This window comes from Desulfuromonas acetexigens, assembly GCF_900111775.1.
GTDB classification, from domain to species: domain Bacteria; phylum Desulfobacterota; class Desulfuromonadia; order Desulfuromonadales; family Trichloromonadaceae; genus Trichloromonas; species Trichloromonas acetexigens.
The window spans coordinates 76,518-97,575 of sequence record NZ_FOJJ01000003.1 but is presented as its reverse complement, the minus strand read 5'-3'; the positions used below and the strand labels follow the sequence as shown (position 1 = coordinate 97,575).

21 protein-coding genes are annotated in these 21,058 nt (G+C 62.0%); 6 read left to right on the top strand and 15 right to left on the bottom strand.

Going from position 1 to position 21,058, the window contains the following annotated elements:
- The first annotated feature begins 390 nt into the window (after positions 1–390).
- The 4 genes from BQ4888_RS03885 to nudC all read left to right on the top strand — a co-directional run bounded on the left by BQ4888_RS03885 (position 391) and on the right by nudC (position 4,902).
- Positions 391–2,478: an LTA synthase family protein gene (locus tag BQ4888_RS03885; protein ID WP_092053920.1), complete on the top strand. Its 2,088-nt coding sequence runs from the start codon at positions 391–393 to the stop codon at positions 2,476–2,478.
- Positions 2,479–2,550: 72 nt separating this feature from the next.
- On the top strand, positions 2,551–3,453 hold the full coding sequence (locus BQ4888_RS03880; RefSeq protein WP_092053918.1) for a diacylglycerol/lipid kinase family protein: 903 nt from the start codon (positions 2,551–2,553) through the stop codon (positions 3,451–3,453).
- Positions 3,454–3,465: 12 nt separating this feature from the next.
- Positions 3,466–4,026 (top strand): NUDIX hydrolase, encoded by a 561-nt coding sequence (locus tag BQ4888_RS03875; RefSeq protein WP_240746399.1) that lies wholly within the window; start codon positions 3,466–3,468, stop codon positions 4,024–4,026.
- An 18-nt stretch (positions 4,027–4,044) separates the two neighbouring features.
- Complete coding sequence (nudC, locus tag BQ4888_RS03870; RefSeq protein WP_092053915.1) at positions 4,045–4,902, top strand: NAD(+) diphosphatase; 858 nt, start codon at positions 4,045–4,047, stop codon at positions 4,900–4,902.
- A gap of 64 nt (positions 4,903–4,966) precedes the next feature.
- Here the strand turns inward: nudC and BQ4888_RS03865 are convergent, their stop codons facing one another.
- The 5 genes from BQ4888_RS03865 to BQ4888_RS03845 form a co-directional block, all read right to left on the bottom strand.
- Positions 4,967–5,632 (bottom strand): endonuclease III domain-containing protein, encoded by a 666-nt coding sequence (locus BQ4888_RS03865; RefSeq protein WP_092053913.1) that lies wholly within the window; start codon positions 5,630–5,632, stop codon positions 4,967–4,969.
- Positions 5,629–6,729, bottom strand: a complete 1,101-nt coding sequence (locus tag BQ4888_RS03860; protein WP_092053910.1) for a hypothetical protein — start codon at positions 6,727–6,729, stop codon at positions 5,629–5,631. The genes BQ4888_RS03865 and BQ4888_RS03860 overlap by 4 nt, the downstream gene beginning before the upstream one ends.
- A gap of 95 nt (positions 6,730–6,824) precedes the next feature.
- Positions 6,825–7,211 carry a hypothetical protein gene (locus tag BQ4888_RS03855; RefSeq protein ID WP_092053907.1) on the bottom strand — a complete coding sequence of 129 codons (387 nt, stop codon included), beginning with the start codon at positions 7,209–7,211 and terminating at the stop codon, positions 6,825–6,827.
- 155 nt (positions 7,212–7,366) lie between these two features.
- Positions 7,367–9,172, bottom strand: a complete 1,806-nt coding sequence (locus BQ4888_RS03850; RefSeq protein ID WP_092053905.1) for a sodium:solute symporter family protein — start codon at positions 9,170–9,172, stop codon at positions 7,367–7,369.
- A 15-nt stretch (positions 9,173–9,187) separates the two neighbouring features.
- Positions 9,188–9,442 carry a DUF4212 domain-containing protein gene (locus tag BQ4888_RS03845; protein WP_092053902.1) on the bottom strand — a complete coding sequence of 85 codons (255 nt, stop codon included), beginning with the start codon at positions 9,440–9,442 and terminating at the stop codon, positions 9,188–9,190.
- A 594-nt stretch (positions 9,443–10,036) separates the two neighbouring features.
- On the opposite strand from BQ4888_RS03845, the gene BQ4888_RS03840 reads away from it, so the two are divergent.
- Positions 10,037–11,494 carry a DUF294 nucleotidyltransferase-like domain-containing protein gene (locus BQ4888_RS03840; protein ID WP_092053899.1) on the top strand — a complete coding sequence of 486 codons (1,458 nt, stop codon included), beginning with the start codon at positions 10,037–10,039 and terminating at the stop codon, positions 11,492–11,494.
- Positions 11,495–11,716: 222 nt separating this feature from the next.
- Positions 11,717–12,115 (top strand): YkgJ family cysteine cluster protein, encoded by a 399-nt coding sequence (locus tag BQ4888_RS03835; protein ID WP_205748042.1) that lies wholly within the window; start codon positions 11,717–11,719, stop codon positions 12,113–12,115.
- 16 nt (positions 12,116–12,131) lie between these two features.
- On the opposite strand, the gene BQ4888_RS03830 is transcribed toward BQ4888_RS03835, so the two are convergent.
- From BQ4888_RS03830 to proB, 10 genes are all read right to left on the bottom strand, one after another.
- Entirely contained in the window at positions 12,132–12,809 is a 678-nt protein-coding gene (locus tag BQ4888_RS03830; RefSeq protein WP_092053898.1) for a spermidine synthase, read from the bottom strand.
- A gap of 34 nt (positions 12,810–12,843) precedes the next feature.
- The gene (locus BQ4888_RS03825) at positions 12,844–13,587 is read right to left on the bottom strand and encodes a ComF family protein (RefSeq protein ID WP_092053895.1); all 744 of its coding nucleotides are present in this window, start codon (positions 13,585–13,587) and stop codon (positions 12,844–12,846) included.
- Between the two features lie 46 nt (positions 13,588–13,633).
- Positions 13,634–15,169, bottom strand: coding sequence for a 2,3-bisphosphoglycerate-independent phosphoglycerate mutase (gene gpmI / locus BQ4888_RS03820; RefSeq protein WP_092053893.1), 1,536 nt, complete (start codon positions 15,167–15,169; stop codon positions 13,634–13,636).
- On the bottom strand, positions 15,166–16,548 hold the full coding sequence (locus tag BQ4888_RS03815) for a tetratricopeptide repeat protein (RefSeq protein WP_092053891.1): 1,383 nt from the start codon (positions 16,546–16,548) through the stop codon (positions 15,166–15,168). Before BQ4888_RS03815 ends, gpmI begins: the two co-directional genes overlap by 4 nt.
- A gap of 37 nt (positions 16,549–16,585) precedes the next feature.
- Positions 16,586–16,939 carry a TraR/DksA family transcriptional regulator gene (locus tag BQ4888_RS03810; RefSeq protein WP_092053889.1) on the bottom strand — a complete coding sequence of 118 codons (354 nt, stop codon included), beginning with the start codon at positions 16,937–16,939 and terminating at the stop codon, positions 16,586–16,588.
- Positions 16,940–16,972: 33 nt separating this feature from the next.
- Positions 16,973–17,446 (bottom strand): 23S rRNA (pseudouridine(1915)-N(3))-methyltransferase RlmH, encoded by a 474-nt coding sequence (locus tag BQ4888_RS03805; RefSeq protein WP_092053887.1) that lies wholly within the window; start codon positions 17,444–17,446, stop codon positions 16,973–16,975.
- Positions 17,443–17,823: a ribosome silencing factor gene (gene rsfS / locus BQ4888_RS03800; protein WP_092053885.1), complete on the bottom strand. Its 381-nt coding sequence runs from the start codon at positions 17,821–17,823 to the stop codon at positions 17,443–17,445. The genes BQ4888_RS03805 and rsfS overlap by 4 nt, the downstream gene beginning before the upstream one ends.
- Positions 17,824–17,828: 5 nt before the next feature.
- Positions 17,829–18,485 (bottom strand): nicotinate-nucleotide adenylyltransferase, encoded by a 657-nt coding sequence (nadD, locus tag BQ4888_RS03795; RefSeq protein WP_092053882.1) that lies wholly within the window; start codon positions 18,483–18,485, stop codon positions 17,829–17,831.
- 86 nt (positions 18,486–18,571) lie between these two features.
- Positions 18,572–19,828 (bottom strand): glutamate-5-semialdehyde dehydrogenase, encoded by a 1,257-nt coding sequence (locus tag BQ4888_RS03790; RefSeq protein WP_092053879.1) that lies wholly within the window; start codon positions 19,826–19,828, stop codon positions 18,572–18,574.
- 28 nt (positions 19,829–19,856) lie between these two features.
- Positions 19,857–21,005: a glutamate 5-kinase gene (gene proB / locus BQ4888_RS03785; protein ID WP_092053926.1), complete on the bottom strand. Its 1,149-nt coding sequence runs from the start codon at positions 21,003–21,005 to the stop codon at positions 19,857–19,859.
- Between the last annotated feature and the right edge of the window lie 53 nt (positions 21,006–21,058).

Genomic DNA, 21,058 nt, shown 5'->3' with positions numbered 1-21,058 from the left:
TTCTGGTCGGCGCCCGCTTCGATCTGGCGGTTGCCTCCTATCTGCTCATCCCCCTCTTTCTGTTGCTGGTTGGGCTGTCCCAGCGGTGGCGCTGGCGCATCGTTTTCGGATTCGGCGTTCTGACCGCGTACAAATTTTCGTCAGGGGGCTTTGCGAAGGGGGGATTCTGTTGAAAAATTTGTACGTGCGTGATCGAATTTGAGCTTCTTTTTTCAGGGATTTCAGTCGATTATGATTTTGGCAGACATATTGCTTTGTCTATAAATAAGAGCCGATAACGCTCTCACATTTGCCTCCGGGGTCTTTAAAGCAGTTTAAAGACCCCATTTTTTTGATCAGGTTTTCACCCCGCCAAAAGTCGGGGATGCCGCGTGAAAGGAACATTTTCCCATGGCGAAATTGCTGCAAGGAATTTCCCGACTCTTTTCTGGCGAGGCGCGCTTCATCGCCGGGCTTTATCTCTTGTTGGCGACCCTCTTCGCGGCCCTGCGCCTGGTGCTGCTGGTGCGTAACACCAATCTGGCGGAAGGGGTGGCGACGGGGGAGTTGCTGAAAAGTTTTCTGGTCGGCGCCCGCTTCGATCTGGCGGTTGCCTCCTATCTGCTCATCCCCCTCTTTCTGTTGCTGGTTGGGCTGTCCCAGCGGTGGCGCTGGCGCATCGTTTTCGGATTCGGCGTTCTGACCGCCTCCCTGCTGCTGCTCGGGATTTCCGAGGCGGAATTCTACGGGGAATTTGAAAGCCGCTACAACGCCCTGGTCTACGAATATCTCAGCCATCCCCAGATTGTCGGGGAGATGATCTGGGAGGGCTATCCAGTGGTGCGTTACACCCTGATCTGGCTGCTGCTCGCCGCCTGCTGGGGGATAGGTCTGTGGTTTCTGGCGCGGCGCCATCTCCGGCCCGCCCCGCTGGCCGCCACCCCGCGTCAGTCTTTATTGCGCATCATGGGGACGACCCTGAGCCTGGCGGCGATGGTCGTCGTCCTGCGTGGCGGCATTTCCGGCGAACCCCTGCGTTGGGGGGATGCCTTCTTTTCCGAATCGACCTTCGCCAATCATCTGGCGTTGAACGGTCTCTTTACCCTGGGGCGCAGCGGCTGGGACAAGATCTACAGCAAACAGGCCTTCTGGGCCAAGTCGCTCCCGGTCGACGAGGCGCTGGCCACCAGTCGCGCCATGCTGGCGTTGCCCGGCGAGACGTCGTTGGCGGATGAGCAGCATCCGCTGTTGCGCGCCGAACCGCAAGCCGTGCTCTTGGGGAACGGGCGGCCGCTCAATGTGGTGGTCATCCTCATGGAGAGCTTTTCCGCCCGCTTTGTCGGCGCCCTGGGGGCCGACCGGCCGTTGACCCCGGAATTCGACCGGCTGGCGGAAGGGGGCATCCTCTTCGAGCGGGCCTTTTCCAACGGCACCCACACCCATCAGGGGGTCTACGCCACGCTGACCTCTTTCCCCAATCTCCCCGGCTACGAATATCTGATGAAGATGATGGAGGCCAACCAGGAATTTTCCGGGTTGCCGACCCTGCTCAACCGGTACGGCTACGAATCGGTTTTTCTCTACAACGGCCTGCTCTCCTGGGATAACAAGGAGGGCTTTCTCCGCCAGCACGGTATTGATCATTTTGTCGGCACCGACGACTATGTCGATCCGACCTTCGTCGATCCCGTCTGGGGAGTCTCGGACTACGACGTCTACGCCCGGGCCAACCAGGAATTCCGGGGACTGGCGGCCCAGGGCCCCTTCTTCGGCAGCATCCTGACCCTCTCCAACCACGCTCCCTTCAATCTGCCCGAGCCCTTGCCTTTTGAGCGGATTCGCAGCGACGACGGCTATGAAGGGCGCTATAACGGCATGCGCTACGCCGACTGGGCGTTGGGGGAGTTCTTCCGCATGGCGGAGAAGGAAGACTATTTCAAGGATACCCTCTTTGTCGTCACCGGCGATCACGGCTTCGGCTATCCGCCGATGATCACGCCTATGGCCCTGGGGCGCTTCCACGTGCCCCTCCTCTTTTATGCCCCGGGATTACTCGACGAACCAGGACTGCGGCGGCGGACGGTCGCCAGTCAGGTCGACATCGGCCCGAGCGTCCTCGGTCTGCTCGGCATGAATGCGCCGCACCAGGGCTGGGGGCGCAATCTCTTTTCGCCGACCTTGCAAGACGAAGGTTTCGCCGTGATCAAGCCTTCCGGGGGGGAGGAGCTGGTGGCGCTCATCGAGGGGGATCGGCTGCTGCTCGTCGCGCCCAAGGAAAAGCCGGAGCTCTATCGCTACGATCTGGGCTTTCCCCCCGGCGGGAGTGAGGATCGCTATCGGGAAGAGAAATCCTTGGCCAAAGAGATGGAAAAGCGCTTGCTGGCCTATGTGCAGACCGGTATCCTGTCGCTGCGCGCCCGCAATCTCGGTCTTCCCGACGGCGAGGTTCCGCAGTTGGTGCAGAGAAAGCCGGTTGCGGCGGGCGCGGCGGCGAACTGACCGGGTTCGCGGCGATTTGCCGAGGAGTCAGTAGGGTGTCACCCCTTTTTAAATCGACAAGGATTCTTGCTGATGTCCGATGAACGTCAGGCGCCCCGGCGCATTACCCTCATTGCCAATCCCGTGGCCGGGGGCGACGCCCTGGCCAAGATTCATCAGGCCCGGGAAGCTCTCGCCGCCAGGGGCGACCAGGTCGAGCTGCGGCTCACCGGCGCCCGGGGGGATGCCGCCCGTTTCGCTCGGGAGGCGAAGTCCGGCGACCTCGATCTGCTCGTCGCTGCCGGTGGCGACGGCACCCTCAACGAAGTCATCAACGGCCTGGCACCCTCGGCTCTTCCCCTGGCCTTCATCCCCCTGGGGACGACCAACGTCTTCGCCCTGGAAGCGGGGATTCCCTTCGATATCCCCGGCGCCTGCCGGGTCGCCCTGGACGGCGTGGCGACCCCGGTCAGCCTCGGGCTGGCGGGGGAGACGCGCTTTCTCTTGATGGCCGGTGCCGGTTTCGACGCCGAGGTGGTGCGGCGGGTCGACCTGCGCCTCAAGCGCCGTCTCGGCAAGCTCGCCTATGTCGTCAGCGCCCTGCGGGTCTTTTTCGGGCCGCCCTTTCCAATGATCGAGGTGGAGCTTGACGACGGCTCCCTTCTTTCCGGCCACACCGTCGTCATCGGCAATGGCCGCCTCTATGGCGGACGCTTTTCCCTGACCCCCGGCGCCTCCCTGACCGACGACGTCTTCGAGGTCTGCCTGTTGCAAAAGCCGGGACACTGGTCACTGCTCCACGCCCTGCTGCGCATGGTCTTGCACCTTCCCCTGGAACCGGCCGGGGCGCGTCTCTTCAAGGCCCGGGCGCTGACGGTGCGCGGCGCGGGGGTGGCGGTGCAGATCGACGGAGATGACCACGGTGAGCTGCCGATGAGCTTCCGCGTCGTCTCCGGCGAGCTGGTGCTGGTCATGCCTGCTCCCCGATCCTCCTGACCGGATTTCCCCTTGCCGTCCATCCTCGCCTCCTGCTATCCTTCCGCCATGAAACTTGCCGAAAAAAAGATTTTTGACGGGCGTATCGTCGCCCTGGCCATTGAGGAGCACCAGCTTCCCAACGGGCGTCGCGCCGAATTCGAGGTGCTGCATCATCCCGGCGGCGCCGCCGTCCTGCCGCTGCTCGACGACGGTCGGGTGGTGCTGATTCGCCAATACCGCTCCGCTTTGGGCGGGATGCTGCTGGAAATCCCCGCCGGGCGTCTGGAACCGAACGAATCCCCCGAAGCCTGTGTGCGGCGGGAACTGGTGGAAGAGGTCGGTTATCGCGCCGACCAAGTCGAGAAGCTCGGCGAAATGCTGCCGGCGGTCGGCTTCTGCGACGAGCGCATCCACCTCTTCGTCGCCACCGGTCTGACGGCCGTCCCCCAGGCGCTGGAGCCGGACGAGTATATCGAAGTGCTGCCGCTCCCCCTGGACGAGGCCCTGGCCATGGTCGCCCGGGGAGAGATTCCCGACGGCAAGACCCAGCTGGCCCTGCTCCTCTGGCAGAAGCGTCAGGCCGTGCGCTGAACCGGAAAGAAGAAGATCATGTCGCCGCTCCCCGAGTTCTATCCCTCTACACTACATCTCCCTTTCAACAACGAAGTCCTGCAAGCCCATTTGCAGCGGGAACCACCCGACGCCGATCCCGGCGGCGAAGGTTTCTGGCTGCTGCTGCGCGGCTCCGAGCTGTTGTTGAACGATCTGGAGTTGCCCACATCCTTGCCGACCGGGCTCGATCCTTCAGGGGCCATTTATCTCGGACGTTGGCAGGGACGCCCCTGTCGGGCGCTGGCCGTCTCCCGTTCCGCCGCTCTGCCGGAAGGGCTTGCACCGGAGAGTCTGCAAGCGGCCGAGCCCCAGCTGTGCATCGAACTTCTCTCTCTCGGCGCCTTGGCCGCGCAGCAGCTCTATTGGGACAAAAACAGCGCCCGCTGTTCCCAGTGCGGCGGCGAACAGGAGCGGCTGCCGGGGGAATGGGGGAAGAAGTGCCGCGCCTGCGGCGCCCTCCATTTTCCCCACATTCATCCCTGCGTGATCGTTGTGGTGCGCCGCAATGACGAGGTACTGCTGGTACGCAAGGCCGAATGGGTGGCAGGGCGCTACGGGCTGGTGGCGGGCTTTCTCGACATGGGGGAATGCCTGGAGGAGGCGGTGGTGCGGGAAGTGCGGGAAGAGACCGGCATCCGCATCAAAAACCTGCGCTACGTCGGCAGCCAGTCCTGGCCCTTTCCCAGCCAGTTGATGGCCGGTTATGTCGCCGACTACGACGGCGGCGACATCGTCATCGAAACAAAAGAGCTGGAGGATGCCCGCTGGTTCCCGGTCGACGCCCTGCCCCTGCTTCCCCCCAAACGCAGCATCGCTCGCTATCTCATCGATACCTATGGCAAGGCGCAGCCTTGACCCTTTTCCTGCTCCCGGAAGAAAAAATCACACTCTGCCCCCTTCTTGATCCGGAGGGGGTTTTTTAATGTTGGGAATTGGCGAAGGGGCAGAGCTCTTGCAACGGGCAGTCGGCGCAGCGGGGCCGGCGTTTGCGGCAGAGCTGTTTGCATTGTTCGACGATGAGGGCGTGATACTCGTTGAAGAGGTCGGGGTCGGCGGGTAGGCGCTCCATGAAGAAGGTGCGGATGCTTTCGTAGGGGGCGGTCGGGTCGAGCAGACCGAGGCGGCCGAAGAGACGGCGGGTGTAGGCGTCGACCACGAAGGAAGGGAGCCCCCCGGCGTAGAGCAGGATCGAATCGGCGGTTTCCGGGCCGACCCCTTTGAGCGCCAGCAGTTCCCGGCGCGCTTCCGGCAGGGGGGCGGCGAGGAGGCGGCCGAGGTCGCCGTCATGATGGTCGAACAGGTAGTCGACAAAGAGTTGCAAGCGCTCCGCCTTCTGGCGGAAGAAACCGGCCGGGCGAATCCACGCTTCCAGTTGCTCGCGGGGCGCGGCGCGCAGCGCTTCTGGAGTCAGCGCCTCTTCCCGACGGAGGTTGGCGATGGCCTTCTCGACGTTGGTCCAGGCGGTGTTCTGGGTGAGGATCGCACCGATGACCACCTCGAAGGGGCTCTCGGCAGGCCACCAGTGCAGGGGGCCGAAATGGGCGAGGAGGCGGTCGAAGACCGGTGACAGGGGGGCGCTACTCATCCTTTATTTCCCCCCTGCTCGCGAACCAGCTGCGCCAGCTTATCGGCGATGACGACGTCGCCGCCGCTCGCTAATTCTTCCGCCGCTTCCGGCTGCGCCAGTAAATCCGCCAGCGCCGCGCCCCAATGTCCCCGGCGCAAATCGTCGTTGCCGATCTCCCTCGCCCGACCGTAGCGGCGCAGGCCCGCGATCAAGAGCGCCTGCTCGCGAAAATCCCCCCGCCCGGTGTAAAGACAGGCGGTGCCGTTGACCAGGCATTCGGAGACAATGCCGTAGCCCGGCTTGGTCACCACCACGTCGGCAGCGCGAACGAGATCGGGATAAGCGTAATCTCCTTCCGGTAGTGGCCGCACATTGGCGGGCGCGCCGGGGAGGGCGGTTTCGCTCAGGAAGATCCAGTCCTTCAACTGGCCCAAAGGGGAGGGGTCAAACGCCTTGAGCCCAAACCCGCCGAAAGAAATCAGCCCCACCCGACAGCCGTTCGGAATTTCCAGCCTTTCCCGAATTTCCCCCTTTTCATAGGCGCTGACCCGCGCCACCAGCGGCTGGTCCTCGACGGCGCGAATCACCGATTCTTCGCCGTGAAAAGGGAGACGCAGCAGCAGCTCGGCCTTGCGGTAGTCCTCCGTCAGCGATTGCAACACGTCGTCGTAACCGCCACGGCCCTCGACCAGTCCGGCGTAGATCCAGTCCCAGGTGAAGTTGGAAATCCCCACCGAATAGACCCCGGCGGCAGCGGCGGCGGCGAAGACGGCCGCCGGGATGTCCGCCGCCACCAGTTTCACTCCTTCGGCCCGCAGGGAGGCCGCCTCCTGTTTCACCAGCCGTTGCCGCTCCGGCAGGAAGTCCCGGTAGGCGCGTAAGGTCTCTGCCTCGCGCATGACCAGGCTGTCTTGTTGCAGCACACCGAAATCAAGGGCGAGCGGCCGCACCGGGACGGATTCATCGAGAAATCCGCGAAAGAACCAGGGGGCGGCGGTGGAGACGACTTCGACGGAAAGCTCCGGATGACGGCGGCGCAGGGTGTTGACGATCTGGCAGGAACGACTGGCGTGCCCCAGGCCGTGGCCGGTGATGTAATAACGGATGTCGTTCATGGTGGGGTTTTTCGGGGTGGGCGGTGGCGGCCGCCTCGGAGAAATCCCTTTCGACCGGACGCGATCACGCTGCGTCCGGACGAAAGGGGAAAATTTCAGGAAGGTTTTTTCTTTGTCCAGGGGGCGGGATGGGCTTGGCGGCTGATGATGAAATCGCCGAAAATTTTGCACCAGATGGTCGAGCCGGCGATGGCGTTCCAGCTGGAAAAATCCTGAAAGGGGCCGATGCTGATGCCGGTGGCGATCCACAAGGGGATGCCGACGATGATCCAGAGAGCGATGCCGCCGACGATCAGGTTGAGCAGGCCGGTGACCGGCGCCCACTTTTTGGGATGGGGGGGAGTTTGCCCTCGCTTGAGGGCCACTTCCGAATAATCGCGTTTGATGAAGATCCGCCAGGCTCGCCGTAGCCAGATGAAGGCCATGGGGAAGAGAGCCAGAAACAAGATCCAAGTCATTGCGGTGCTGATATCAAAGGCCATTGTCGGACTCCCATTGCCCCGTATTTATCAGGGTTCTTAAAGTGAAGCTACGTTTTACCCGAGGATCTGGGGGGTAAGCAACCAAAAAAGGTGAGAAAAAATCCCCGCCGGCGAACCGGCGGGGAAGGGAAAGAGGGTCAAGCTCTGTCTGTTGTTTAGTGAGCGCCGCCGATCAACTTAGATCCGCGCGGGGTGCGGACATCTTCAACCATGTGCTGGATATGGTCGGGACATTCCGGGGTGAACTTGCTGACGCCATAGGCCACGGCGAAGTTGACCAGAGCGCCGATGGTGCCGAAGGCTTCCGGGGTGATGCCGAAGAACGAGTTGGCGCCGCCGATGAGGCCGAGGAACTCGGTCCCCTTGATGAAGAAGAGGCCTTTGTGGGCGAAAACGTAGAACAGGGTGACGAAGAGACCGGCGAGCATACCGGCGATGGCGCCTTCCTTGTTCATCTTCTTGTTGAAGATACCCATCATCAGTACCGGGAAGATCGAGCTGGCTGCGATACCGAAGGCCAGGGCGACGGTTCCCGCCGCGAAGCCCGGAGGATTGAGGCCGAGCCAACCGGCGACGACGATCGAACCAGCCATGGCGATCTTGCCGGCCATCAATTCACCTTTTTCGCTCAGGCTCGGCATCCAGATCTTCTTCAGCAGGTCATGGGAGATGGCCGAAGAAATGGCCAACAACAGACCGGCAGCGGTAGAGAGCGCGGCAGCGAGACCGCCGGCGGCTACCAGGGCGATGACCCAGTTGGGCAGCAGGGCGATTTCCGGGTTGGCGAGAACGATGATGTCGGCGTTGACCGTCAGCTCGTTGCCCGACCAACCGGCGGCGGCGGCTTTGTCGGCGACTGCCTGGTTTTTGGTCTTGTCGTTGTAGTACTGGATACGACCGTCGCTGTTCTTGTCTTCCCATTTGAGCAGGCCGGTGACTTCCCAGCGCTTCATCCATTCCGGCCGCTCGTCATAAACCAGGCTGTTTTCGTTAGCGTACATGTCGCCGTCAGACATGACCGCCTTGTTGACGGTGGCATGCAGGTTCAGTTTTGCCATGGCGGCCACGGCCGGAGCGGTGGTGTAGAGGATGGCGATGAAGACCAGGGCCCAGCCGGCCGAGGAGCGGGCGGCGGCGACCGAAGGCACGGTGAAGAAGCGGACGATAACGTGGGGCAGACCGGCGGTACCGATCATCAGCGACACGGTATAGACGAACATGTTCAGCGCACTGCCGGGGACGCTGGTGGTGTACTTACCGAAGCCGAGATCGGTGACGACCTGGTCAAGCTTGGCCAACAGGGAGATGTCGGCACCCGAGAGCTCCGAACCGAGGCCGAGCTGAGGAATAGGGTTGCCGGTCAGCTGCAGCGAAATGAAGATCGCCGGAATGGTGTAGGCCAGAATCAGGACGCAATACTGGGCGACCTGGGTGTAGGTGATGCCCTTCATGCCGCCGAAGACCGCATACATGAAGACGATCGCCATCCCGATGTAGATGCCTGTGTCGTTGGAAACGCCGAGGAAACGGGAGAATGCGACGCCGACGCCGGTCATCTGCCCGATGATGTAGGTAATGGAGGCGGTCAGCAGGCAGATAACCGCCACCGACGCGGCGCCGTTGGAATAGAAGCGGTCGGCGACGAAGGACGGCACGGTGAACTTGCCGAACTTGCGCAGGTAAGGGGCGAGCAGCATGGCCAGAAGGACGTAGCCGCCGGTCCAACCCATCAGGAAGAGACCGCCGCCATAACCCATGTTGGCGATGAGGCCGGCCATGGAGATGAAGGACGCCGCGGACATCCAGTCGGCGCCGGTCGCCATACCGTTGAGAACCGGGTGAACGCCGCCGCCGGCGACGTAGAAGTCTTTAGTGCTGCCGGCTCGGGCCCAGATCGCGATCCCGATATAGATCGCAAAAGTGATCCCGACCACCAGATATGTCATTGCTTGCAGTCCCATATATCGCGCCTCCCTTTAGTTTTCGTGAACGTCGAATTTTTTGTCGAGATTGCCCATCAACTTGGCGTAGATAAAGATCAGGGCGACAAAGATATACATGGAGCCCTGATGGCAGAACCAGAAGCCGAGGGGGTATCCGCCAAGATGAATGTTGTTGAGGGCGGGAGCCAGGATGATACCGAAGCCGTAGGAAACCACGAACCAGACGGCCAGGACGCCTGCTATCAGTTTCAATACTGCGAACCAATAGGCTTGAGCTGTTTTTTCCATTGAATGCCTCCTTTTGAAAAAGGTGTTGTGCGTTGACCTAAAATAATGTCGTTTCTCTTGAGTTTCTGCGGGTCGTCACGATGTGTTTGTCCCCCTTTCTCCAGTACGGCTTTGGTGTTTTGGGTTGGGTAGGCCTTTGCTCTTTTGCGTTCCCGGGGGAGCCACTTCCCGGTTCGCTTTTCCTCATCTTTTATCAATTTAATAAAATGATATTTTAAAAATAGCAGTTAAATTAGCTTTTGCACGCCATTGGCGGTAAAAATGAAACAGAAAGTAAGATGTTTCTGCAATTTGATAAAACACCATTTTGAAAACTTGGCTCGACGATACTCTGAAAAACCGCAAGTCGTCAATAAAAAAATAGAACCATGTTTTTATTTTGTTTTAAAAAACTGTAATTACTTGAATTTTCTGGATAAAAAAATTTAAAGAGGGGCATTTGGGGCTGGTTTTTGAAAAGGAACCGACGTTTGTTACGGTGTTTTGGCCGGGTCAGACGAGGTGTCTGGGTGTGAGAATTAATTGCGTGGAATCGAAAAAGGGTTAAAAATAGGTTTTTCCTGCTGCCTGAAATACTTTTTTGCCGAGGTGTCCATGCCGAACAATCTGCTGGGGGAGGATGGGTTTTTTTTCCTGGAGGTCGATGCCCTCTGTAAGTCCCCGGTGGTCGCTTGCGCCCCGGAAGCCGGGGTCGTCGAGGTCGCCCAAAAGATGCGCGAGCATCGCATCTCGGGGCTGGTCGTGGTCCGGGATGCCGTCCCGGTTGGGATCGTCTCGGCGCGGGATCTCTGCGATCTGATAGCCGTGACCGGCGGCCAGGTTGGAGATCGCCGGGTTGCGGAGGTCATGCAGACGGAGTTGGTGACCATCCCCCGTAGCCATTATGTTTATGATGCCATTTTCAAAATGGCCAAGCACAACATCCACCGCATTCTCGTCACCGATTCGGGTGGCCGGCTGGTCGGGATGGTGACCGATACCGATTTTCTCGGCTTGCAGACCCGCAGCCCCCTCTATCTGACCCGGGAGATTGCCTCGGCCCGCACTCTTGTCCAGCTGCGCGGCATCAGCGAACAGATCGTGGAAACCATCAGTCGTCTCTCGCGCTCGGTTGCCGATACCCGCAGCCTGGTGCATCTCATCTCCCATTTCAACGACGCCTTCACCTTGCGCATTGTTTCTCTGATGGAAGAGGACGAGGGCTTGTCTCTGCCTGCTGGGGCCGCCTATCTGGCTTTGGGCAGTGAGGGGCGCGGCGAGCAGACCCTGCGCACCGATCAGGACAGCGCCATTGTCTACGCGGACGGGCTCGCCCCGGAAGCCCTCGCCACCTTGGACCGTTTTGCCGAGCGCCTGGTTGATGCCCTCGAAGAGGTGGGGGTGCCCCGTTGTCCTGGCAATACCCTGGCCTGCAACCCGGAGTGGCGGCACAGCCTCTCTGCCTGGAAGGAGCGCCTCGCTCAGTGGATTTCCGTGCCCAAGCCGGAGTCTCTAGTGAATTTCAGCATGTTTCAGGATTTCCGTACCCTGCATGGGGATGTTTCCCTGGAGCGGGAACTGCACGACCATGTGCAAAACTGCATTCAGCGCAACGCCCTCTATTTGCCGTACATGGCGCGCCATGTTTTCGGATTTCGGGCGCGGGTCGGCATGTTTGGCCGGATTCTCGTTGAACGTCGCGGTGAGGGGCGTGGCAAGGTCGATATCAAAAAACACGGCATCTTTGCCCTGACCCAGGGGGTCAGCCTGCTGGCCCTTGAGCAGGGGCTCTTCAACGGCACAACCTGGGACAAGATTGAGCAATTGGGTACGCGTGGTATCTTCTCGGCCAACGATGTCGAGGTCTTCGGTGAATCCTTCTCCTATCTGATGCGCCTACGGCTCTCCATGCAGTTGCGCGCTCTGGCCGCGAAGGCGGTTCCGACCAACTACATCGATCCGCTGCTCATGACTCCCAGTGAACGCGAGCGCCTGCGTTCCGCCCTGAAGGGGGTGAACGCCTTGATGAAAATTCTGAAGAATCGTTATCGTCTCGATTTTATCGCCCGTTGATGCGTTTGGGCCGCTGCCGGTAGGGGGTGTTTAGCATTTCCAGGTAGGTCGTGGTCTTGACATCTTCAAAGTAGAACGATATTTTGTAAATAACTATTCATTTCATGTATTGACTGTGTCTGTGATGATTGTTTTATGATTATCAGTTAGTTGAAAAACTAACAGCAGTATATTTCGTCGAAGAATAATCTTTTGAGGGGGAGTTGGGAAGGGAGGCGTCGAATGATGATCGAAGTGCTTTGCCGCCTGTGGGACAAAATTCATCCCGGAAAAGAGGAAGTCGAGCGCGGTTGCCTGGCTTGTGGAATGTGTTGCGAGGCCTACGGCGGCTATCTGCATGCCTCGCCGGGGGATATCGAACGCTGGCGGCGGCTGGGGCGGGAAGATCTGCTGGCCCTGGTAAGTCCTTACGGCTGGATCTGGGTCGATCCACGAAACGGCCGACGGGGTGATCCCTGCCCCTTTCTGCAACGCGGCGACGACGATAAAGCCCTCTGCGCCATCCACGAGATCAAGCCCGATATCTGCCGCGAATACCCCAGTCTCGACCATGGCCGCCACTGTGTACGCGGTATTTACATCCCTCGCCACCCCCCAGCGCGGAAATCAAGCGTCCACTGAGTCCGCAGGTCGTCCTTCATGCCCCCCGCGCGGCGAGCCAGATGATGTGCCGCTCTCCCTTGTCGCCGTGGGCGCGGGCCTGGGTCTGGCGGACGGTGAAGCCGACCTTGCGCAGGCGTTCGTGGAAGTCGCGGTCGGGGCCGGCCGACCAGACGGCGAGCAGCCCCTGGGGGCGCAGGGCGGTATAGGCCACCGTCAGTCCGTCCAAGCCGTAGAGCCAGTTGTTCTTCTTGCGGGTCAGGCCCGACGGGCCGTTGTCGACATCGAGCAAAATCGCGTCGAATCCCTGCCGTTCTTCCTTCATCACCTTGCCCACATCCCCCTCCCGCACTCGGGTTCGGCTGTCTTGTAACGGGTGGCCGGCAAACTCCCCCAGTATCTCACTGTTCCAGCGGACCACAGCCGGCACCAGTTCGGCCACCACCACCTCGGCCTCGGGGCCGAGACGGCGCAGGGCGGCAGCCAGGGTGAAGCCCATGCCGAGGCCGCCGATCAGCACCCGGGGCCGGTCCCGCCCGGCGATTTCCCGACAGGTCCGTTCGGCCAGGGCATCCTCTGAGGCGTGGGCGTGGGTACTCATCAGCACCCCGCCGCCGACAATGTTGATAGTGAACTCGGTGTTGCGTTGGAAGAGTTGCAACTCTCCGCCGCCGCCAGGGATGGGGGAGGAATCGATCAGTTGCCAGGGGATCATGGCGCGGCTCCGGAAAGGTAAGTGGGGTTCGGGGTCAGTGGTGGCGCGCCGCCCGGCCGAGGACGGCGATCAGGATTTCACCGGCACCGCCGGCTTTGAGGACTTGGGCACACTCCCGCAGGGTGGCGCCGGTCGTCATGACGTCGTCGATGAGCAGAATCTTTTCGCCGCGCAAAGGCGCGCTCAGGGTGAAGGCGCCGCGCAGATTGCGTTGCCGGGCGGCCAGGGGGAGTCCCTGTTGCGGCGGCGTCGGGCGGATGCGCCGCAGGCGCCGGGGTTCCGTCGGAACCCGCAACTCTTTGCCGAGGCGACGGGCGAGGAGGAGCGACTGGTTGTAGCCCCGCTCCCGCAGTCGTCGCGGGTGCAGGGGGACGGGCAGAATCAGCTCGGGGCGGAAGTCCGTGGCCTCTATCGCCAGTCGTTGGGCGAGCAGCGTCCCCAGGGGGTGGTCGAGATGGATGCTCTGCTCGTATTTGAAGCGGTGGATACTCTCCCGTAGGAGATCCTGATAGACGCCGACGGCGACCACGCCCGAAAAGTCCGGCGGCCGACGCAGGCAGGTTTCGCAGAGGTGGGGGCCGCCCGCCTCTGTCGGATAGGGAAGGGCGCAGCGGGAGCAACGGGCGGCAGGGAGAGGGAGCAGTTGGGTCAGGCAGTTTGGGCAGATGCCAGCAGGCGAGGGGGTCGGCGCCTCGGCGCGGCAGAAGGCGCAGGTCGGCGGCAGCAGGAGATCGAACAGACCGCTCAGTTCCGATTTGAGGTAAGTGAGCAGCGCCATGTTTCCCCGCAAAAAAAACCGGCGCCCGCGGGCGCCGGTCGGAGCATCAGGGGATGAGCAGCGAGGAGCCGGTCATCTCCAGGGGTTTTTCCAGGTTGAGCAGTTGCAGCAGGGTCGGCGCGATGTCGGCGAGAATGCCCTGGCGCAGTTTGGCGCCGCACAGGTCGGGATCGACCAGAATCAGGGGCACAGGATTGGTAGTGTGGGCGGTGTGGGGCTTGCCCTGCGCGTCCGTCATCTGCTCGCAATTACCGTGATCGGCGGTGATCAGCAGGCGGCCGCCAGCGGCGAGGACGGCGTCGACCACCTGGCCGAGGCAGGTGTCGACCGTCTCCATGGCGGCGATGGCGGCGGGCAGAATGCCGGTATGCCCGACCATGTCGGGATTGGCGAAGTTGAGAACGATCAGGTCGTAGACGCCCGAAGCGATGCGTGTCACCACTTCATCGGCGACCTGAGGGGCGCTCATGGCCGGCTTCTGGTCGTAGGTGGCGACTTCCTTGGGCGAGGGGATGAGAGCCCGGTCCTCGCCGGCGAAGGGTTCCTCGTTGCCACCGTTGAAGAAGAAGGTGACGTGGGCGTACTTTTCCGTTTCGGCGATGCGCAACTGGCGCAATCCGGCGCGAGCGACGATCTCGCCGAGGATATTGGGATTGCCGGTGGCGGGGAAGGCGACGGGCAGGTCAAAGGTGGCGTCGTAATCGCTGAGGCAGACGAAGTCGACCAGGCGCGGGGTCTTTTCCCGGGGGAAGGCGGTGAAATTCTTCTCGGTGAGGGCGCGGGTGATCTCCCGGGCGCGGTCGGCGCGGAAGTTGAAGAAAATCACCGCATCGCCGTCGTCGATGGTTCCCGGCGCCCCAATGATCCGGGGCTCGACGAATTCATCCCCCTGACCGGCCTGGTAGGCTCCCGCGATGGCGGCGGCGCTGTCGGCGACGGGCTGACCGATCCCCTGGACCAGTGCCCGGTAGGCCCGTTCCACCCGCTCCCAGCGGTTGTCCCGGTCCATGGCGTAAAAACGGCCGCAGATAGTGGCGACACGGCCGACGCCGATGCGGGCGATGCGTTCTTCCAGTTCCGCCAGATAATCGACGGCGCTGCGCGGCGGGGTATCGCGACCGTCGAGCAGGGCATGGACGCAGACATCCCGCAGGCCCCGGCCCTTGGCCAGTTCGAGCAGGGCATAGAGGTGGTTGCTATGGGAGTGGACGCCACCGTCGGAGAGCAGCCCCATGAGATGCAGTTTGCCGCCGCTCGCCTGAACTTTGTCGATGGCTTGAACAAAGGCGGGATTGGTAAAGAAATCGCCGTCCTGAATGCTTTTGGTGATTTTGGTCAGATCCTGATAGACGATGCGTCCGGCGCCGAGGTTGAGATGGCCGACCTCCGAGTTGCCCATCTGCCCTTCAGGCAGACCGACATCCATCCCCGAGGCACCGATACGGGTCGAGGGGAAGTCTTTAAAAAGGGCATCGATATACGGCGTCCTGGCCAGGCAGACGGCGTTGTTGGCGCAGTTTTCGTTGATCCCCCATCCGTCGAGAATGACCAGGGCCAGGGGACGCTTGACAATCAAGGTCATGCGCTGCGCTCTCCGTGGTGGATGACGCGGGCTTCTGGCGCCTGGGGAACACGGGCCAGTTTATCCATCTTCTGACGACCTTCGAGGATGTAGGAACCCCAGGCGCCGCACTTGGGACAGCGGCTCAGCCAGTCGGGGGAGGGATTTTGACAGCTTTCACAGACAAAGCCGAGACGCAGCTGGGGGTCGAGTCCCAGGGCCTTCTGGTATTCGGCAATCGCCTCGTCCATGCGGTTGCGGCGGCGATAGGCCTCGCCCAGGAGCAGGCGCAGCTGCGGGGTGTCGACCCCGGCGTTTTCGATGGCGCGCAATTGCTCGAAGGCCTCGTCGACCATCTCCAGGCGCAGCAGCAGCTTGCCGAAGAAGAGGCGGAAGGTCAGGTCCTCGCTGCGCTCGTTGCCGACAGAGCGATAGATGGACAACAGGGTCGAAGGGTTCTCGGTGGAGAGGTAGAGGTCTTCCAGGCGAGTGAGGAAGACGCTCTTGCCCAGCGCCTTGTAGCCGTCGAGCCAGGTCTGCGAGGCCTCCTCGGTCTTGCCCTGGTCGCGCAGGGCATCCCCCAGGGAGACCCGGGCCGGCACGAAATTGGGCGAAGCCTTGACGATGTCTCGCAGTTCCTTGAGATCGTTCTTGCTCTGCCCCTTGGAGTCTTCCAGTCCCTGGCGAGCGACTTCATAGCGCAGGAAGAGAAGTTTTTCCTGCTCTTCCCCCTGGCGGCGGGTGCCCTGGCTGGCTTTGAGAATCCGCTTCTGCAACTCCAGCGCGTCTTTCCACAAGCTGCGTTTTATCAGCAGGTCGCGCAGGCTGCGCATGGCTTTGCGGTTGCCGGCGTCGATCGCGAGAATGTCCTCGTAGACCTTGCTGGCCTCGGCGTTCTGAGCGCAATCTTCGTAGGTGGCGGCCAGTTTGAAGAGTACTTCCAGGCTTTTCGGTTCTTTCTCCCGAGCTTTGAGCAGCACCGCCAGGGCCTTTTCCGCCTCTCCTTCCTGAAGCTTCACGCTGGCCATGGCCAGGTGGGTCTCCAGGCGCGAGGGGTCCCGGTCGAGGGCCCGTTGCAGGCGGTCGTCGGCCTTCTTCAGGTCGCCAGAAAGGAGGCGGGTCATGCCTTCGCGATAGTTGGCGACGACTTCTTTGTTGCGTTTTTCCCGGCGGGTGCTGCGGATGTTACGCACCTGGTAGCTGAAGAGGTTGTAGGCGTTGGCCAGCACCCCGCCGAACAACCCGATGGCGATGCAGCCGATGACAAGGATCGCCGCCGAGGTGGAAAAGCTGTGGTCGCCGTACAGGAAGATGGTGACTGCTTGGGGGTTGAGCCCGGAGAAGTAGATGAAGAAGGCAAGGAACAGGATGATCAGTAAAAGGCCGACAAGCAGGGTCATGACATCCTCCTGGGGGCGGAACCGCCCGAAACGGATTCTATTCGCCGAATTTTTCGACGTCGGTTTTACAATCGATGCAATACCTTGAAAAAGGACGGACTTCCATGCGCCTTGGGGCGATTTCGTCGCCGCAGCGGGCACAGATGCCGTATTCCCCCTGTGCCAGACGCTCCAGAGCCACATCGATGTCGCGGATCTTCTGGCGTTGATTTTCACTCAGGTTGAGGAGCAGGTCCCGGCTGTAAGTGTTGGCCGACATGTCGCCGATATCGGGAACCCCGTCCTGCCCCATTTCGCGGGAAGCGTCGGCGGCGCTACGCACTTCGCGCATGACTTCCAGGCGCAGGCGTAGCAGGCGCTCCCGGGCGGCTTCGAGCTGTGCTTCATCCATTCTCTCTCTACGTCTCCCGGGGCCTAAGCCCCTTTAGCGGTTATGGTAAGGTTCGTTGCGCATGATGGTGCAGCCCCGATAGAGCTGTTCGAGCAGGAAGAGCCGCGCCATCTGATGGGTGAAGGTCATGGCCGACAGGGAGAGAATCATATCCCCCCGTTGCCGGACCCTGTCGCTCAGGCCGTAGGCACCGCCGATGACCGCGACCAGTTCCGTTGTCCCTTGCACCATGTGCCCTTCGAGCAAGGCGGCCAGTCCTTCCGAGGTCAGCGCCTTGCCCCGTTCATCGAGAATGAACACATAGGCTTCCGGCGGGATGCGCCCGAGGATGCGCTCGCCTTCCAGTTCCCGGATGAGCCGGGGGTCGGCTTTTTTTCCGGACTTTTCCTCCTTGAGTTCCAGGCAGGAGAAGGGCAGATAACGTTGCAGGCGCCGCGCGTACTCCTCGACACCGTCGCGGAGGAAGGCCTCGGAGAGTTTGCCGACGCAGATCAGTTTGAGCTTCACCGGGCCGCGGCGGAGCGCTCCCAGTGATACTTCTCGGGGATGGTCACCTCGGCGGCCTCGCTCCAGAGTCCGTCGAGATCGTAGAAGTCCCGCACCGGCTCCTGAAAGACGTGGACCATGACGTCGCCGTAGTCGATGAGCACCCAGCGCCCCTCGTTCATCCCCTCGACGGCGAGGGGGGCGGTGGCGTGGTCCTGTTTCAGCCCCAGGCGCACGCCTTCGGCGATGGCCTGGACCTGACGGTCGGAACGGCCGCTGGCGATGAGCAGGTAGTCGGTCAGCGAGGAGAGCCCCTTGACTTCAAGCAGGCGGACGTTGTAGGCCTTTTTTTCCAAGGCATAGGCGGCGCAGAGTATGGCCCGATCTGGTGACTGCAAAGTGCTTAAAACCTTTCCTGACCACGGTAGAGACCGTGGCGGTCGATATAGTCGAGAACCGGTGCCGGAACCAGATAGCGGATCGAGCGACCTTCGGCGACCATCCGGCGAATCCGGGTGGATGAGATGTCGAGCAGCGTCTCCTCGACGAAAAAGATCGAATTTCCGCTGTGATGCTCCAGCGAATTGGAGGCGCGATTATAACAGAAGTCTTTCATGATGGCAATGGGCAGGAGGCTTTTCGGATCGCCCTCGGCCACCCCCGGGCGGGCCGCCACCACCAGGTGCGTCAGCTCGAAAAGCCGTTGATATTCCTTCCAGGTGGAGAGATCGCGAAAAGAGTCGAGGCCGATGATGAAAAAGAACTCGGCGCCGGGATATTCCTGGCGCAGGGCTTCGAGGGTGTGGACGGAATAACTCTTGCCCGGGCGGCGGTTTTCGATGTCCGAAGCGGCGAAGGCTGGCTGGTCGGCGATGGCCGCCTCGACCATGGCCAGACGCTGGGCGAAGGGGATGTCCCCGACCAGCGGTTTGTGCGGCGGGACGGCGGCGGGAATGAAAAGCACCCGGTCGAGGGCGCGGGCCTCCCGCACCTCCTCGGCGATCCGCAGATGCGCCAGGTGAATGGGGTTGAAAGTGCCGCCGAGAATGCCGAGTTTCATGAAAATCGCAGAGTGATTGGGTATTGGTGATTAGTGATTGGTTTTGTCTTTGCCAATCACCAACAACTAATCACCAATCACTGTTTCTAGGGTCTTATCTGCCCATCGCCCAGTACGATGAACTTGCGGGTGGTCAGATCCTCCAGGCCCATGGGGCCGAAGGAGTGGAGTTTGGTGGTGGAGATGCCGATTTCGGCGCCGAGGCCGAGCTGGTTGCCGTCGGAGAAGCGGGTCGAGGCGTTGACCATGACGACGCTGGAGTTGATCTCGCGGATGAAGCGCTGGGCGTTGGCGTAGTCGCGAGTGATGATCGTTTCGGTGTGCAGCGAGCCGTAACGGTTGATGTGCTCCGCCGCTTCCTCGAGATCGTCGACCACCCTGACCGCCAGGATCAGATCGAGATATTCGGCGGGCCAGTCGCTCTCGCCGGCGGGGGTGACGTCCGGTGCGAAGGCACGCGTCACTTCGCAGCCGCGCACTTCCACCCCGGCCTGACGCAGGGCGGCGACGATGCGCGGGACGAAGGTTTCGGCGATGTCCTTGTGGATGAGCAGGGTTTCCAGGGCGTTGCAGACGCCGGGACGTTGGGCTTTGGCGTTGAGGCAGATCTTCTCGGCCATGTCGAAATCGGCGCTGGCGTCGACAAAGGCGTGACAGACCCCCTTGTAGTGCTTGATCACCGGAATCCGCGAATTCTCGCTGACGAACCGGATCAGGCCTTCGCCGCCGCGGGGGATGATCAGGTCGATTTCCTCTTCGAGCTTGAGCAGTTCGAGGACCGCCGCGCGGTCGGTGGTGGCGACCACCTGCAGGGCGGCGGCGGGCAGGCGCATTTTCCGCAGCACTTCCTTGAGCAGGGCGCCGATGGCGGTGTTGGAATGGATCGATTCGGAGCCGCCGCGCAGGATCACGGCGTTGCCGCTCTTCAGGCAGAGCCCGGCGGCATCGGCGGTGACGTTGGGGCGCGACTCGTAGACGATGCCGATGACCCCCAGGGGGATGCGCATGCGCCCGACCTGGATGCCGTTGGGGCGGCGCCACATGCCGGTAATCTCGCCGACCGGGTCGGGCAGGGCGGCGACCTCCCGCAGGCCGTCGGCCATGGCCTTGATGCGCTCCTCGTCGAGGACCAGGCGGTCGATCATGGCCGGCGCCAGATCCCGTTCCCGCGCCGCCGCCAGATCCTCTTCGTTGGCCGCGATGAGCTGTTCCGAACCTCCTTCGAGAGCGGCGGCCATGCGCACGAGCAGGTCGTTCTTGACGGCGGAGGAAAGGTTGGCCATGACCCGGCCGGCCTCCTTGGCCTCCCGGGCCAGTTGCAGCATCTCGTTGCGAATGGTCATCGTCGTCTCCTTGGGCGTGGCGTTGCGGTCAGCTTTCCTCGGCGGGCGTGGGGGGCTGGTCTTTCAGCACCAGGTTGTCCCGGTGAACCACTTCGTCCCCATATTTATAGCCGAGAATCGTTTCGATTTCCGAGGTTTTCTTGCCCATGATGCGCAACAGCTCGGCCAGGGAATAGTTGATCACCCCCTTGGCGAATTCCTCGCCGTCCGGGCCGCACAGCCGCACCGCGTCCCCCCGGTCGAAGCCTCCTTCGACCCCGCGAATCCCCGAGGGGAGCAGGCTCTTGCCGCGCTCGACGATGGCGGTCACGGCGCCGCTGTCGAGCAGCAGCTTGCCCCGCGGCTTCTTGGTGAAGGCGATCCAGTGTTTTTTCGCGGCCATGCGGTTGCTGGCCGGGAGAAAGTAGGTGCCGATCGGCTCGCCGTCGAAGAGCCGGCCGAGCATCCCCGCCTCGCGGCCGTTGAGGATGACCGTGCCGACGCCGTAGAGAGCGGCGCGCTTGGCCGCCCGGACCTTGGTGGCCATGCCGCCGGTGCCGACGTCGCTGCCGGAGCCGCCGGCCATCGCCTCGATCTCCTCGGTGATGCGCGGTACTTCATGGAGCAGCCGGGCCTCGGGATTGTCGCGGGGGTCGCGGTCGTAAAGGCCGTCCACATCCGAGAGGATGACGAGCAGGTTGGCTTCAATCAGATTGGTGACCATGGCCGAGAGATTGTCGTTGTCGCCGAAGCGGATCTCGTCGACCACGACCGTATCGTTTTCGTTGATGATCGGCAGCACGTCGTAGTCGAGCAGGGTCATCAGGGTGTTGCGGGCGTTGAGATAGCGGCGCCGGTTGGCGAGGTCGTCCCGGGTCAGCAGTACTTGCGCGACCTTGAGGTCGTGCCGGTGAAAGGCCTCCTCGTAGAAGCTGATCAGGCGGCTCTGGCCGATGGCGGCGGCGGCCTGTTTCAGGGGAATGGTGCGGGGGCGGCCGACGATGCCGAGATCCCCCTTGCCGGCGGCCACCGCCCCGGAGGAGACCAGCGCTACTTCGTAGCCGCGCTTGCGCAGCTCGACAATATCCCGACTGAGCTGGTCGATGGCCCGGCGGTCGAGGCCGTCGCCGTTGGAAAGGACACCGCTGCCGACCTTGACGACGACGCGCTTGACATGGGAGAGGAGATTTTTTCGCATGATCGGGGTGGCTTGTCTCGTGATAAAAGGGCTCCGGCGGACGGCGGGCGCCA